This window comes from Bacillus sp. YP1 (assembly GCF_000877815.1).
In the GTDB taxonomy this organism is placed as follows: Bacteria; Bacillota; Bacilli; order Bacillales; family Bacillaceae; genus Bacillus; species Bacillus subtilis.
Genome location: NZ_CP010014.1, coordinates 342,433 through 356,443 on the forward strand (window position 1 = coordinate 342,433; position 14,011 = coordinate 356,443).

Below are 14,011 nucleotides of genomic sequence, written 5' to 3' on the forward strand. Positions count from 1 at the left end.
GAATGTAAGGAGGAAAATCATGAATCCTAATATTGCAAAAATCTCTTCGCTGCTATCAGATCCCTCGCGTTCTTCCATTCTTCTCAGTCTGATGGATGGAAGGATACACCCTGCGGGAGAGCTTGCATATCTCGCTAACATTAAACCTCAAACCGCCAGTTTTCACCTGAATAAATTGCTTGAAGCAAAGCTGATTAGCGTAGAGAAGCATGGGAGACATCGGTATTACAGATTGGCTGACTCAGATGCTGCAAATGTGATCGAACAATTGCTTCATATTGCGCCTAAAGCAAAAGTCAAATCTTTAAAAGAGTCAAAAGAGAAAAAGGACTTGCATTTCGCCCGTACCTGTTATGATCATTTGGCAGGTTATGTGGGCGTGCAAATGGCACATTCATTAGTTGAGCAGGGGATGTTAAAAAAAGTTGATTTAAACTTTGAGGTGACTTCAGAGGGTGCTTTATTCTTTTCAAAGTTAGGCATCAATGAAGAGCAACAACGGAATAAGAGGAGAGCTTTTGCCCGCTGCTGTTTGGATTGGAGTGAACGGCAGCATCATATTGCAGGAGCATTAGGAAACGCCCTATTGGTGCGCATGTTAGAAGAAGAATGGATCGTTCGTATGCCTAAAACGAGAGCGATTAGGATTACACAAAGCGGGAAAATCGCGTTTGAAAAGCACCTAAACGTGAAGATTTAGGATTTTGAAGCGGAAACACCAGATGATGAGGCACGATATCTAGGAGGAGTAAGATTTGTTCTAATCTTACTCCTTCTTCTTATTTTGAAGCAGCTCGATTCCCCATTGCAATAGAGATGCGGTTCCAACTGTTTATTTGATTAATGATGAGAACAAGGTCAACATATTGTTTTTCATCATAATGTTCCCGCACCCGATGATATAGCTCATCAGGAACCCTTTTAGATGGAATGAGCGTGATGTGTTCAGATAGTTCGAGAGCCGCTTTCTCTTCAGGTGAGTAAAAATCACATTCATTCCAAGCATGTAAACAGTAAATTCGCTGTTCAGTTTCCCCCATTTTGCGGGCATCGGACGTATGCATATCTATGCAGTAGGCACAGCCGTTCATTTGAGAGACTCTGATTTTGATTAGTTCTCTCGTCGTTCGGTTAATTGAGGATTGTTTCGTGTATTTCTCCATATCCATCATGATTTTCATACCTTCAGGTGCAATCTCATAGTAGGACACTCTTTGACTCATAAAGCAAGACTCCTTTCCATAGAATACCTAGATTGTATCTCGGTATTGATCATTTTACCAATGTGCGGTTTGAATGACAGCTGTTTCAGCGTCTTTTGGAAAGAAGCTTCTTTGAATAAAAATAAGGGTAGCCAGCAATGATGAGTGGAGCTGCTAATGCAAGCAGTATCCATGAGCCTGATTGGCTGTCTCTAGTGACTCTAATGAATATATAAGTACCGATCAGAAAATATAATAAAGCACCTAGAAACCAATACATGTTCATTCCTCTTTTTTCTTGCTTTTTGGTTGCGCATTTTTGTCTGTCATATGGCTTAATCGATCAGGGTTCTGATTTTTTAATACCTTTTCGGTCCGGATTCCTTTTCTCTTTAATGATAAAATTGTGAGATCAATCGATTTCAATGATGATCATTCAATGAATAGTAAGTTCCTTATGATTTTAAAGGTAAATTTGAAAAGATAAAACGTACATAGAGGCAGAACGTTCATGTACGTTTGGGCAATGATCACTTGTTGGAAACTCTAATGTTTCCCTGCACCTGATATTGTTGTGTTCCTTCTCTTCCTATAAAATGATTGGATACATGTATGTTTGCACGTTGAAATATGAGTTCGATTTTCATGAATCTCTATTCGGTGAAACAGGTAAAGGAAGTGGATAAGGTTTGCTTATAAGGAATCCTTTTAAAGATAAATATTACTCACATGATAGGCGGGCATTAAACATGCTTGCACTCAGAGTGCCGGGCCTGGCTTTTATTCTCATGATCTATATAGCCTCTATCGTGCTGCAATTTGTTTCTGGGGGGTGGTCCATTTTATTGCTTTATGCGTTTACCATATTAATCGCCATTTTTGCTTTGCTTCATTGGCACTCATATCGCTGGGTTAAGAAAAGAGTGATTCTGTATTTCGCGGTACAAGGTTTGATCACCTTTGCACTTGCTAATCTCATGACTGGCTTCTTTATACTTGTGATTATCGGCCTTTATGCATTTTTAATTGGACAAATTATAGGAATGGCAGACAGAAGAAGGACTTTTCTCATTCTTTATCTATTGCTGCTGCTGGTCATAAATTCGGCGTATCACCTTCATAAAGGTGAAGTTTTGCATTTTATTGTTATTGCTGGTCCAATCATGATTGTCATCATTACTTATGCCGCAACATTTTTTGCCCAAGTCGATGAAAAAATAAAAGCTCAATTGACTCTTGAAAGGCTGGAGCTGGCTCATCAGCAGGTAGAACAGCTGACGCTGCAGAACGAAAGACAGCGGATGGCCCGAGACTTACACGATACGCTTGCTCAAGGTCTTGTCAGTTTAAATATGCAGCTGGATGCGATTCATGTTCATCTCGCCAAAGGCAACACAGAGAGAGCGAAGGAAATCATACAACAATCGATGAAAAGAGTGAAAAGCACATTAGCTGATGCACGTTCAGCTATTGACGATCTCCGCAGCAAATCAGAAGAAATCGGTGTTTTAAAAGAAAGAATTACCTCGCTAATGGATCATTTTATAGAGTCGACAGGCATGGCTTGTTTATTAGATTACAGATTGCATCAGGTGCTGGATGTGCGTACAGCTGAAAACTGTTATTACATCATTGGAGAATGCATGACGAATGCGGCAAAGCATGCTGAGGCGAAAACAATCTGGATATCCATTTGGGATGATGAAAAGGGAAGGCTCCATTTAACAGTTAAGGATAACGGCAAGGGATTTGATGTTGAAAAAGGAAAGAAAAAGAGAGGACATTATGGGCTTCTTGGCATACAAGAACGCGTCAGGGCAATAAATGGCCAATTCAATATCAAGAGTACAAAATTGAAAGGAACACAAATTGAGATCACTGTACCAATTCAGGGAGAGATGCAAGATGAATAAGGTTTTAATCGTTGATGACCATCTTGTCGTGAGGGAAGGTCTGAAGCTTTTAATTGAAACGAATGATCAATACACCATTATAGGAGAGGCGGAAAATGGAAAAGTCGCAGTCCGTCTTGCAGATGAATTAGAACCGGATATCATTCTGATGGATTTGTATATGCCGGAGATGAGCGGGTTAGAGGCCATTAAACAAATAAAAGAAAAACACGATACCCCCATCATTATTTTGACTACATATAATGAAGATCACTTAATGATCGAAGGGATTGAATTAGGAGCGAAAGGATATCTGTTAAAGGATACGAGTTCAGAAACCCTTTTTCACACAATGGATGCAGCGATCAGAGGAAATGTGCTGTTGCAGCCTGATATCCTCAAACGTCTGCAAGAAATCCAATTTGAGCGGATGAAAAAGCAGCGCAATGAGACGCAGCTGACAGAAAAGGAAGTCATTGTTCTAAAAGCAATTGCTAAAGGTCTTAAAAGCAAAGCGATTGCCTTTGATTTGGGCGTCTCTGAGCGAACAGTAAAGTCCAGATTAACGTCCATTTACAATAAATTAGGCGCGAATTCAAGAACTGAGGCAGTAACGATTGCCATGCAAAAAGGTATTCTGACAATAGACAACTAAACTGCATATTTGAAAATTGCCCAAACGTACATGCCCGAATGTACGTTTTTTTCATTTCATTGTCAACTACAATGAGAAAGAATGTGATCAAGCAATGTGTTGAAAGGAGATTATCATGTCAAAAATGTTATATACATTAGGAGGATGGGTTGCTCGCAATCGCATAAAAGCAATATGTGCGTGGATCGTTGTGTTAGTTGCTGCGATAGGCCTTGCAGTCACCTTGAAACCAAGTTTTTCTGAGGATATGTCCATACCTGACACACCTTCGGAAAAAGCGATGGATGTGATTCAAAAAGAATTTCCTCACGGTCCTGATAAAGGGAGCATACGGGTTATTTTCGGTGCTGGTGATGGGGAGAAACTTACTGGGAAGCCAGCAAAAAAAGCAATAGAAGATACGTTCAAAGAAATCAGTAAAGATGATTCTGTTGACTCGATTGCAAGTCCTTTTGTGACAGGGACAATCGCGAAAGATGGCACAGTTGCCTATGCTGATATCAAGTATAAATCATCAGCAGATGATATAAAGGATTACTCTATCAAACACTTAAAAGACAGTTTGAAACTGGCTGATGATGAAGGATTGCAAACTGAGCTAAGCGGAGATGTACCGGGAGCCGAGATGGAGATAGGCGGTGTCTCTGAAATTGTCGGCATTATCTTGGCTTTTGTCGTTTTAGCCATTACATTCGGTTCTTTATTAATAGCAGGTTTGCCGATTTTAACTGCAATGATTGGTTTAGGTGTAAGTATTGGACTGGTTTTGATTGGGACACAAGTATTTGATATTGCTTCCGTCAGTCTTTCATTAGCCGGAATGATTGGCCTTGCTGTTGGTATTGATTATGCTTTATTTATTTTTACGAAACACCGCCAGTTTTTAGGCGAAGGCATACAAAAGAATGAATCAATTGCGAGAGCCGTGGGAACAGCGGGAAGCGCAGTCGTTTTTGCCGGACTTACTGTTATCGTTGCACTTTGCGGATTGACTGTCGTTAACATTCCTTTTATGTCTGCGATGGGGCTGACAGCAGGGCTTAGTGTACTGATGGCTGTTTTGGCTTCCATCACACTTGTGCCTGCGGTCTTATCGATTGCAGGGAAGCGGATGATTCCGAAATCAAACAAGAAAATAGAAAAACAAAGCACTGAAACAAATGTCTGGGGACGCTTTGTCACCAAAAATCCTATCATTCTAAGTGTATGCAGCATTCTGATTTTGATCGTCATTAGTATACCATCTATGCATTTGGAACTGGGCTTGCCTGATGCTGGGATGAAAGCTAAGGATAATCCGGATCGCCGGGCATATGACTTGCTTGCCGAAGGCTTTGGAGAAGGATTTAATGGCCAATTAACAATCGTAGCGGATGCCGCAAATGCTACAGAAAATAAGGCGGAGGCTTTCGCAGATGCAGTGAAAGAAATAAAGGGTTTAGACCATGTAGCAAGTGTCACCCCTGCAATGCCTAATAAAGAAGGGAACTTTGCCATCATTACGGTCGTTCCGGAAACAGGTCCAAATGATGTCACAACGAAAGATTTGGTACACGATGTACGCAGTTTGTCAGATAAAAACGGAGTAGATTTGCTTGTTACTGGATCGACTGCAGTGAATATTGACATTTCAGATCGCCTGAATGATGCGATACCGGTGTTTGCTGTACTTATTGTTGGATTTGCGTTTGTATTGCTGACCATCGTTTTCCGTTCGCTGCTTGTGCCGCTTGTTGCTGTTGCAGGTTTCATGTTGACGATGACAGCCACTCTTGGGATTTGTGTATTTGTCTTGCAAGACGGGAATCTCATCGACTTTTTCAAAATACCTGAAAGAGGGCCGATACTCGCGTTCCTGCCGATTTTATCTATTGGGATTCTGTTCGGGTTAGCCATGGATTATCAAGTATTCCTCGTCAGCAGAATGCGTGAAGAATATGTAAAAACAAAGAATCCAGTACAAGCCATTCAGGCTGGATTAAAACACAGTGGTCCTGTTGTTACAGCAGCCGGCTTGATCATGATCTTCGTTTTTGCAGGATTTATCTTTGCAGGCGAAGCTTCTATTAAAGCCAACGGATTAGCACTTTCCTTTGGTGTGCTCTTTGATGCCTTTATTGTAAGAATGACACTGATTCCAAGTGTCATGAAGCTGATGGGGAATGCAGCCTGGTATTTGCCGAAATGGTTAGACAAGATGATTCCGAACGTGGATATAGAAGGGCATCAACTGACAAAGGAAATACAGCCGGAAATAGATCATGAACAAAAGAAACAAATCAGTGTGTAATAGAAAAAGCAGATCTTTTATGATCTGCTTTTTTGCTTATGGTAGTATTTAGAAGATGAAGTCGGCAGTTAAAAGGAGACACTTATGGCGCCATCACTCATTTTCGATATGGATGGAACTTTGTTTCATATTGGCAGAAGCTGCATCATACTAGCAGGCATCCCAGGAGAAGTGACATGATTTTTTGACTTTGCATTCACTACTTGATGCCAAGGATCTTGAGAATCCTTCTTGAAAATAAAGGATTTTACAACTGATCATATAAGAAACCTAAAGAAACAAGCACACAAAACCAGCTGCGGGTTTTGTCCAAGAAAAATAGAGTCCATAAGAGGGACTCTATTTTTTGAAATGCCCGGCTAGAAGCATATTGCAGGACTTTATGAATGCAAATCACTATCTTATAAGCCCTTACCGTGAAATGCCTGTTTCTGCATTGAAAAAACGCATTACACGTTCATTTACGTAAGCGGGTTGTTCCATCGATAAAACATGTCCGGCATTTTTAATGACTTCCGCCTCAATATCAGGAACGAATGAAGAGGCTCGGTGCAGGGCTGAGTGGGGATCATAGATGACTTCATGTTCACCAAGTAATAATAGGATAGGAACTCTTGCTGAACGTAATTCCTCATCGGTAAAAACATACGGAAATCCGTCGGCTTTAGGATTTGGATTTCTTGATCCATCCTGCCACATTACCCCTGCCTGAAACTGCTTCACAAAAATCGGGTGCAGCACATTCTGATCATTCATCATCCAATTTAAGAATGTTTCAACTCCATTTGACGCTGTAAGGCCAAGAGCGTATTTGTAGAAATCGTGATGAAATGGCAAAAACGTTTCTGCCGGACTCAGTATAGCTGCGCTTTTTACTCTCTCAGGCATACGTAAAAGGAAATTCATCGTATGGAGACCGCCAAGCGAAAGTCCGATCATGTGGGACTTTTCGATCCCCAGATTGTCAAACACATCAAGAAGCCAATTGGCGTAATCCGTTCTTGTACCGCTTACATTCTCAGGAATACTCTTGTTTTTATCACCTATGATATCAACTGCATAAGTTCTGTATTTGCTGCTCCAATCGGCGATGTTGGGATACCACATCGTCGAGCTGAATAATGCTCCGTGGAGTAATACAAGCGGCGGGGCATCCTCTGGGCCGCTTGCAATCACATGTGTTTGACCAAAACGAGTAGATATATAGAATGATTTGCAACGGACCGGCCAAAGACTAAGGCTTTCATTATAAGTTTGATAATAGCGGATACCGTTGTCACTTAATTCGGGAATACTAGATGAATGGTTTGACATACAAATGCCCCTCCCAACATTGTTTAAATGAATGTGCCGTTTCGTGATGGGGAATCTGATTTTGATATAACAGACTTTATTTACAATATAATACAGTTGTTGTTAGACGTCAAATCCAAGATGAAAAGGAAATAAAACGATTGGAACAGATTATTGAAAATCAATATAACAGAATATTAACCTCCTTTGTGGAGCCGCTTCATTAAAACCGCAATCCAAATGCATGAATCACAAAAATCACAACAGGAGGGATCAAGAGGGAAGGCAGCAAATTCAATGTTTTGAACTTCTTGATTCCAAGAATGCTTAGACCTGAACTGAGGATGAGTATGCCTCCCACAATTGTGATTTCATTAATAAGGTCTGTATTGATTGCGCTCTCCATTACTTTAGCAAATAAATAGATGGAGCCTTGCCAGGCAAATAATACAATGGCTGCAGCCGCTATTCCAAAACCAAAAGTTGAAGCGAGCACAATGGAGGTGATCCCATCTAACATCCCGTTTGTCAGGAGGTATGTATAATCTCCATGCAAAGCGGCTTCAACAGGGCCCAATATTGACAGCGAACCTATACAAAATAATAAGACCGCAGTAGATAAGCCCTCTGCTAAATTACTTTTAGAAAATTTGTTCACCAGCTTGTTGAATCGTAATTCTAAATTGATGATCTGGCCTAGCAAACCTCCAATGGCTAAACTCACGATGAATAGAATGGGATATTTACTATCAGGCAAATGCTGTGTAATGGCGTTGATCCCCAGCGCGACTGCAGCGAATCCCATTGCCTGCATCAAAATATCCTGGTATTCATCTTTAATGCCTTTTTTGAATATCCCCCCGATTATGCTTCCTGCAATGATCATCACTGTGTTAAAAATCGTTCCAAACATAAGTTTTCTCCTCCAAAAATCATTCCTGCATAAAAAATAAACCCTCTAGTTAGTAGAGAGTCAAGGGAGATAAAAACATATTCATGAGATTATTTGATGGGCAGCAGGATTTCAGTCACGTAATTATCTAGGTTATTCGTAATGCCATAATCAATGAGTGTGATTTCGATTGAGTCCCCTGCTACTTCATAATGATGTTCTTTCATATATGCCAGTAATTTTTTGTAGTATGGTTCGGCTTCTGGATGTGACCCTTTAAACCTAATTTGCAGATATTCTCTTGAAGGAAAGATGATTTCTGAAGAAGTTTTTTCATTTTCATCTTCAAGAATCATAAATATACTGGAATATTTGTCAAACTGTTTTGCTTTCACATTTGCTGCAGAAATGGATAAACCAATCTTGCCTATGAATATATCTTCGTTTACATTCAGGTGGGTTCTCAATTCAGCTAACGAATGTTCGATATCATGGCCGAGAACATATTCATGCTGCAAGTAAGCCACACGCATTGCGGGAAGTTTGATTTTTGAAATTTGATGTAACGGCATGTTAACGGCATCTTCTATATGTGTGATGCGTCGGGAGATCTTTCGTTCGATGCGTTCCAATTCTTTCTTTTTTCGATCAATTTCAGCCTGCTGGCTTTTTAGTAAATGAAGAAGAGTGTTTGTATTTTGAGAGTTATAAAAATCAAGAAGCTTATTGATTGGCAGGCCTAGGGCCCTCAAATACTTGATGGTATCAAGCCGCTCAAACTGTTGGGTAGAATAATATCTATAGTTCGTTTGCTCATCTTTATATTCCGGTTTCAAAAGGCCGATTTCATCATAATACCGAAGAGCAGAGATTTTCACATTGAATAACTTTGACACTTCTCCAATCGAAAAAAATTCCTTCATTCTAACAACCTTTCTGTGCCTATGATTGATATACACACATTATATAGTACGGCGAGTTCTAAAGGTAAAGTTTGCATCATAAAGAAAAAGCTCCTTCTAAAAAGGAGCTTTTCACTCTTCGAAATAAGGATTTACATGGATGAGCACTTCTTCTACATCTGAAAACTGTCTTTTGATTTCATTTCGAATTTCGCGGGCAATATCGTGTCCCTGCTTAATTGTCAAATCATGATCCAAAGATAAACGGACATCAAGCAATTTATAGTGGCCATGTTCTCGCGCGCGGATTCTATCAATTCGTTTTACTTGATCACATTGAAAAATAACAGCTTTATATTCCTCTATCAGCTCGGGATCAACACTCTTTTCCATGAGCACATCAACAGACGGCCTGATTAATTCCATTGAAATCTTAAAAATGAGGTAAGCAACGATTGCACTGGCAATGGCATCGGCGTACAACAGATAGGACCATCCGCGGGTGTTTCCGATGATAGCCAACAGGACGCCGATAAAAGCGGCAAGAGAGGCAACGATATCGCCTTTATGATCGTACGCAATCGCTATAATCGCTTTGCTGTTCCATTTTTCCCCTTGCTTTATAGAATAACGATATAAGATTTCCTTAGCCACGTACGAAATCAGAGCCGCAAACAATGCGCTGTATTGGGGAACGCTTGGCCCTTTAACAAAGGACAGAATCGCTTCTATGAGGATATAAACGGATACGATCACTAAGATAATTCCTACAATCGCCTCACTAATGACTTCAGCTTTTCCGTGACCAAAAGGATGGTCTTGATCGGGCGGTTTATTGGAAATTCCGATCACTGCCAAGACTGCAATCGAAGCAACGACATCTGCCGCGGAATGTATTCCGTCTGCAAACACGGCTTCACTATCGCCTACCAGCCCAAAAAAGACCTTTCCTGCCATTAAGATCAGATTGGCGATCAATGCAATCAAAGCAACTTTTCTGCTTATTTGTTCTCTTTCACTTGCCATTTTTTCCTCCTATAAAACTGCACAAAAAAATAGGAGTGCTCTATATACGCTCTCCGTATCCTTTCCTGTGTAATCACTTTGCTTATCATACCAATTCAATTTCGAGTGGGTCTACAGCAACGTTGTTTCCTGTTTACTAATAAATAAGGTGACAGAAAAAAAGTTGGAGCTGTGCTAAAAGGTCATACAGCAAACAAATGAGTTCTTATGTAACAACAGTGATGATTCGCCATTAAAATGCTGCCGTCAGTGAAAAATTTCCACCTGATTGTTAAAAACCTATTGACATGAGAAGATCTGTATTTTATTATTATCTCATATTCAAGATATTTTAATTCGAGATATTTGATTGAAAAGATCAGCGATCAAGCGCAACTCTAAGTGTTCAATCGTTGTCAGTTCTTTTACACAATATTCAATATGATTTTTTATAACATAATATCTCGAATTCGAGATAAAAGGGAGTGTAGCGTAATGGCTGAATTTACTCATTTAGTCAATGAAAGACGATCTGCAAGCAATTTTCTTTCAGGTCATCCAATCACAAAAGAAGATCTCAATGAGATGTTTGAATTGGTTGCATTGGCGCCATCGGCTTTTAATTTGCAGCATACAAAATATGTGGCGGTTCTTGACCAGGACGTAAAGGAAAAGCTGAAGCAGGCCGCAAATGGACAATATAAAGTGGTTAGCTCTTCTGCGGTTCTCTTGGTATTAGGGGATAAGCAGGCATATCAACAAGCGGCTGATATCTATGAAGGTTTAAAGGTATTGGGGATATTAAATAAGCAAGAGTATGACCACATGGTGCACGACACCGTTTCGTTTTATGAAAACAGGGGAGAACAATTTAAGAGAGATGAGGCGATAAGGAATGCTTCACTTTCTGCGATGATGTTTATGCTGAGTGCTAAGGAAAAAGGCTGGGATACCTGCCCGATGATCGGCTTTGATGCGGAAGCCGTAAAACGGATTTTGAACATAGACGACCAATTTGAGGTTGTCATGATGATTACGATTGGAAAAGAAAAAACAGAGAGCAGAAGACCGCGCGGCTACCGGAAGCCTGTGAATGAGTTTGTTGAGTATATGTAAAAGGAGCGGATAAAAATGGCTAAAAAAACGATGGGAATTCATCATATTACAGCGATTGTCGGTCACCCTCAAGAGAACACAGATTTTTACGCAGGAGTGCTTGGGCTTCGTTTGGTCAAGCAAACTGTCAATTTTGATGACCCAGGTACGTATCATCTTTATTTTGGGAATGAAGGCGGGAAGCCGGGAACAATCATTACCTTCTTTCCGTGGGCCGGAGCCCGCCAAGGCGTCATTGGAGACGGTCAAGTTGGCGTGACTTCGTATGTCGTGCCGAAAGGGGCTATGGCATTTTGGGAAAAGAGACTAGAAAAGTTCAACGTTCCCTACACCAAAATCGAGCGCTTTGGGGAACAATATGTAGAATTTGATGATCCTCATGGACTGCACTTAGAAATCGTGGAAAGAGAAGAAGGAGAGGCTAACACGTGGACTTTCGGAGATGTAACGCCCGATGTTGCCATTAAAGGTTTTGGGGGTGCAACCCTATTATCAGCGCAGCCTGACAAAACCGCTGAGCTTTTAGAAAACATCATGGGGCTGGAACGAGTCGGCAAAGAAGGAGACTTCGTTCGTTATCGTTCCGCCGGTGATATCGGAAATGTGATTGACCTTAAGTTAACGCCTATTGGCCGCGGGCAAATGGGGGCCGGAACGGTGCATCACATCGCTTGGCGGGCTAACGATGATGAAGATCAGTTAGATTGGCAAAGATATATTGCTTCCCACGGATATGGTGTAACTCCTGTTCGGGATAGAAACTACTTTAATGCCATTTACTTCAGGGAACACGGGGAAATCCTGTTTGAAATCGCAACTGATCCCCCAGGCTTTGCACATGATGAAACACAGGAAACAATGGGCGAAAAACTAATGCTGCCTGTGCAATATGAACCGCATCGCACACAAATTGAACAAGGGCTGCTGCCGTTTGAAGTAAGAGAGTTAGATTGATTTGACACATAAAAAATAAAGAAACATATATTCAATTGATGATTGCTGGATGGTACTGTCAGCACAGAATCAGATGAAATCAAAGATGAGGAGAGATACAAATGGAAGATGCAGGACTGTTGCTTATTCGTATAATGATTGGTGTGGTGTTTTTGTTTTATGGCACACAAAAATTATTCGGCTGGTTTGGCGGATACGGGATTAAAGGAACCGGACAATGGTTCGAATCAATTGGGGTGAAACCAGGAAACGTTGCGGCCGCTCTATCAGGTCTTGGGGAGTTAGTAAGCGGAATTCTATTTATTTTAGGCGTATTCCTCCCGCTTGGAGCTGCTATCATAACGATCATCATGTTAGGTGCTATCGTAAAAGTCCATGGAGCGAAAGGTTTTGCGAATGGCGCCGGAGGTTTTGAATATAACCTGGTGCTCATTGCAGTTTCCATAGGGGTTGCACTCATCGGTTCAGGAGCTTACGCTTTGCATTTTTAATACGAAAGTATGTAAGAACAGTTGCTGCTTGTCGGTAACTGTTCTTTTATTTTGACATTTTCGGCAAGCTTGCAGGTACTCTGCAAAGCAAAAAAGCGGATATCATAAATATAAATCTGTATAGTGAATGATACGTATTGATGAGCTTGGTCATGAAAAACAGACCTATTTGAAGGAGTAAATGGATGAAAAAGATGACAGAATTACATTCATTAGTTTCTATAGAAAACTTTATCAAACAGCACAAATTCAGTTTTATTTATATATCAAGGCCTGGCTGTACAGTATGTCACGCAGTTCTGCCCCAGCTCAGAATAGTATTGGATCAGTTTCCAAACATCAAATTGGGGCATATCAATGCTGACGATGTAGCAGAGGTCGCCGGCAGATTTTCAGTTTTCACCGTTCCTGTGCTTCTTTTGTTCATTGATGGGACTGAGTTTCTAAGAGAAGCCCGTTTTGTTCATTTTGAACAGCTTGAACAAAAGCTGAAAAGGGTTTATCGATTATATGAAGGTGAATAAAGGGTTTATACGTTTCACATAGCCAGCCCCATATAAGGGCTTTTTGTCATTTTAAAGGGGACAAGGCTCAAGTCCTCTCCAATGAAAGAACATATTAAAAAACAATCGAAGTTTGGACAAAGAGCTTGTTAAATTAAGAAAGATTTAAGGAATGAATTGGAAAGGATTTATATCTTTTCGCTTCTTTATTGGTCATAATGAAGTTGTGCCAAAAAGAGATGTTTGGCAGTGAACATATCAATAAAAGGAGCTTTTTGAAAATGGGCTGGAGCAAATGGATTAATCTTTTCTGCATCATAGCACTAGGATCAGTCATGGGGTATAAATTATTTACCCATCAGCATATTAGTACTCCTCACTTTATCATATCCTCAGCACTCATCCTGTGGAACATCATTGGGCTTTTCAGAAAAGAATCATCATATCAAACGAGACAAACTAAAGAAATAAGGTAAAAAAAGAACTCAAATGAGTTCTTTTTTTTATTCTTCACTAGGCGAAGAAGGGTTATCAACCTGCCCTTGATCACTTGTATCATTATCACAACTTGCTGAAATAATAATTGAATGAGAAGGAGAGTAATCTCCTAATGTGAAATTCACTCCGTAATTTTTGCTGTTCGCAGTATGGCTGTTTTGCAAGTTTTGTCCGATATCTGTATTGGCGTTTTGTGTCATTCCATTTATCGTGAGATTTGAGATGTTGATTTGAGATCGCATGCTTCAAAAACTCCTTTCACTCAGAAGTAGCTGTCATAAAGGACGCTGGCAGTCTATTTACTTCTATGATATTGCG

At 40.4% G+C, this 14,011-nt stretch carries 17 protein-coding genes; 9 read left to right on the forward strand and 8 right to left on the reverse strand.

Annotated elements, in window-relative coordinates:
* Positions 1-19 precede the first annotated feature (19 nt).
* Positions 20-700, forward strand: a complete 681-nt coding sequence (locus QF06_RS01595; protein ID WP_003244115.1) for an ArsR/SmtB family transcription factor — start codon at positions 20-22, stop codon at positions 698-700.
* Positions 701-779: 79 nt separating this feature from the next.
* Here QF06_RS01595 and QF06_RS01600 read toward each other — a convergent pair whose 3' ends face one another.
* The 3 genes from QF06_RS01600 to QF06_RS20840 form a co-directional block, all read right to left on the reverse strand.
* Complete coding sequence (locus QF06_RS01600; RefSeq protein ID WP_014478970.1) at positions 780-1,223, reverse strand: carboxymuconolactone decarboxylase family protein; 444 nt, start codon at positions 1,221-1,223, stop codon at positions 780-782.
* An 85-nt stretch (positions 1,224-1,308) separates the two neighbouring features.
* Positions 1,309-1,488 carry a hypothetical protein gene (locus QF06_RS20835; RefSeq protein ID WP_010886421.1) on the reverse strand — a complete coding sequence of 60 codons (180 nt, stop codon included), beginning with the start codon at positions 1,486-1,488 and terminating at the stop codon, positions 1,309-1,311.
* A complete protein-coding gene (locus tag QF06_RS20840) occupies positions 1,485-1,628 on the reverse strand; it encodes a hypothetical protein (RefSeq protein ID WP_041850748.1) in 144 nt (47 codons plus the stop codon). Before QF06_RS20840 ends, QF06_RS20835 begins: the two co-directional genes overlap by 4 nt.
* 263 nt (positions 1,629-1,891) lie before the next feature.
* Here QF06_RS20840 and ydfH point away from each other — a divergent pair, with 263 nt between their 5' ends.
* The 3 genes from ydfH (at position 1,892) to QF06_RS01620 (ending at position 6,039) form a co-directional block, all read left to right on the forward strand.
* The gene (gene ydfH / locus QF06_RS01610; protein WP_041850749.1) at positions 1,892-3,115 is read left to right on the forward strand and encodes a two-component system sensor histidine kinase YdfH; all 1,224 of its coding nucleotides are present in this window, start codon (positions 1,892-1,894) and stop codon (positions 3,113-3,115) included.
* A complete protein-coding gene (gene ydfI / locus QF06_RS01615) occupies positions 3,108-3,749 on the forward strand; it encodes a two-component system response regulator YdfI (RefSeq protein WP_003244318.1) in 642 nt (213 codons plus the stop codon). Before ydfH ends, ydfI begins: the two co-directional genes overlap by 8 nt.
* Positions 3,750-3,864: 115 nt before the next feature.
* On the forward strand, positions 3,865-6,039 hold the full coding sequence (locus QF06_RS01620) for an MMPL family transporter (protein WP_041850750.1): 2,175 nt from the start codon (positions 3,865-3,867) through the stop codon (positions 6,037-6,039).
* Positions 6,040-6,450: 411 nt separating this feature from the next.
* Here the strand turns inward: QF06_RS01620 and QF06_RS01625 are convergent, their stop codons facing one another.
* From QF06_RS01625 to mneP, 4 genes are all read right to left on the reverse strand, one after another.
* Positions 6,451-7,353 (reverse strand): carboxylesterase, encoded by a 903-nt coding sequence (locus QF06_RS01625; protein WP_003234180.1) that lies wholly within the window; start codon positions 7,351-7,353, stop codon positions 6,451-6,453.
* Positions 7,354-7,555: 202 nt separating this feature from the next.
* Complete coding sequence (locus QF06_RS01630; RefSeq protein WP_015252719.1) at positions 7,556-8,245, reverse strand: DUF554 domain-containing protein; 690 nt, start codon at positions 8,243-8,245, stop codon at positions 7,556-7,558.
* An 89-nt stretch (positions 8,246-8,334) separates the two neighbouring features.
* Complete coding sequence (locus QF06_RS01635; RefSeq protein ID WP_003234177.1) at positions 8,335-9,147, reverse strand: MerR family transcriptional regulator; 813 nt, start codon at positions 9,145-9,147, stop codon at positions 8,335-8,337.
* 111 nt (positions 9,148-9,258) lie between these two features.
* Positions 9,259-10,152, reverse strand: a complete 894-nt coding sequence (mneP, locus tag QF06_RS01640) for a manganese transporter MneP (protein WP_015252717.1) — start codon at positions 10,150-10,152, stop codon at positions 9,259-9,261.
* Positions 10,153-10,626: 474 nt separating this feature from the next.
* Here mneP and QF06_RS01645 point away from each other — a divergent pair, with 474 nt between their 5' ends.
* The 5 genes from QF06_RS01645 to QF06_RS22295 all read left to right on the forward strand — a co-directional run bounded on the left by QF06_RS01645 (position 10,627) and on the right by QF06_RS22295 (position 13,671).
* Positions 10,627-11,247, forward strand: coding sequence for a nitroreductase family protein (locus tag QF06_RS01645; RefSeq protein WP_041850752.1), 621 nt, complete (start codon positions 10,627-10,629; stop codon positions 11,245-11,247).
* Positions 11,248-11,262: 15 nt separating this feature from the next.
* Positions 11,263-12,201, forward strand: a complete 939-nt coding sequence (locus tag QF06_RS01650) for a ring-cleaving dioxygenase (RefSeq protein WP_041850753.1) — start codon at positions 11,263-11,265, stop codon at positions 12,199-12,201.
* Positions 12,202-12,302: 101 nt separating this feature from the next.
* Positions 12,303-12,692, forward strand: a complete 390-nt coding sequence (locus QF06_RS01655) for a DoxX family protein (protein WP_003234169.1) — start codon at positions 12,303-12,305, stop codon at positions 12,690-12,692.
* Positions 12,693-12,877: 185 nt separating this feature from the next.
* A complete protein-coding gene (locus QF06_RS01660) occupies positions 12,878-13,216 on the forward strand; it encodes a thioredoxin family protein (protein ID WP_015252714.1) in 339 nt (112 codons plus the stop codon).
* A gap of 260 nt (positions 13,217-13,476) precedes the next feature.
* On the forward strand, positions 13,477-13,671 hold the full coding sequence (locus tag QF06_RS22295; protein WP_032677460.1) for a hypothetical protein: 195 nt from the start codon (positions 13,477-13,479) through the stop codon (positions 13,669-13,671).
* 27 nt (positions 13,672-13,698) lie between these two features.
* Here QF06_RS22295 and QF06_RS01670 read toward each other — a convergent pair whose 3' ends face one another.
* Entirely contained in the window at positions 13,699-13,935 is a 237-nt protein-coding gene (locus tag QF06_RS01670) for a spore germination protein (RefSeq protein WP_003244342.1), read from the reverse strand.
* Positions 13,936-14,011 lie beyond the last annotated feature (76 nt).

Excerpts from the sequence above, each read along its gene's own strand:
- QF06_RS20835 (WP_010886421.1), bottom strand. The coding sequence starts at position 1,488 with ATGAACATGTATTGGTTTCTAGGTGCTTTATTATATTTTCTGATCGGT.
- QF06_RS01645 (WP_041850752.1), top strand. The coding sequence starts at position 10,627 with ATGGCTGAATTTACTCATTTAGTCAATGAAAGACGATCTGCAAGCAAT.
- mneP (WP_015252717.1), bottom strand. The coding sequence starts at position 10,152 with ATGGCAAGTGAAAGAGAACAAATAAGCAGAAAAGTTGCTTTGATTGCA.
- QF06_RS01655 (WP_003234169.1), top strand. The coding sequence starts at position 12,303 with ATGGAAGATGCAGGACTGTTGCTTATTCGTATAATGATTGGTGTGGTG.
- QF06_RS01625 (WP_003234180.1), bottom strand. The coding sequence starts at position 7,353 with ATGTCAAACCATTCATCTAGTATTCCCGAATTAAGTGACAACGGTATC.
- QF06_RS01650 (WP_041850753.1), top strand. The coding sequence starts at position 11,263 with ATGGCTAAAAAAACGATGGGAATTCATCATATTACAGCGATTGTCGGT.
- ydfI (WP_003244318.1), top strand. The coding sequence starts at position 3,108 with ATGAATAAGGTTTTAATCGTTGATGACCATCTTGTCGTGAGGGAAGGT.
- QF06_RS01620 (WP_041850750.1), top strand. The coding sequence starts at position 3,865 with ATGTCAAAAATGTTATATACATTAGGAGGATGGGTTGCTCGCAATCGC.
- QF06_RS01635 (WP_003234177.1), bottom strand. The coding sequence starts at position 9,147 with ATGAAGGAATTTTTTTCGATTGGAGAAGTGTCAAAGTTATTCAATGTG.
- QF06_RS01600 (WP_014478970.1), bottom strand. The coding sequence starts at position 1,223 with ATGAGTCAAAGAGTGTCCTACTATGAGATTGCACCTGAAGGTATGAAA.
- QF06_RS01595 (WP_003244115.1), top strand. The coding sequence starts at position 20 with ATGAATCCTAATATTGCAAAAATCTCTTCGCTGCTATCAGATCCCTCG.
- QF06_RS01630 (WP_015252719.1), bottom strand. The coding sequence starts at position 8,245 with ATGTTTGGAACGATTTTTAACACAGTGATGATCATTGCAGGAAGCATA.
- QF06_RS22295 (WP_032677460.1), top strand. The coding sequence starts at position 13,477 with ATGGGCTGGAGCAAATGGATTAATCTTTTCTGCATCATAGCACTAGGA.
- QF06_RS01670 (WP_003244342.1), bottom strand. The coding sequence starts at position 13,935 with ATGCGATCTCAAATCAACATCTCAAATCTCACGATAAATGGAATGACA.
- QF06_RS01660 (WP_015252714.1), top strand. The coding sequence starts at position 12,878 with ATGAAAAAGATGACAGAATTACATTCATTAGTTTCTATAGAAAACTTT.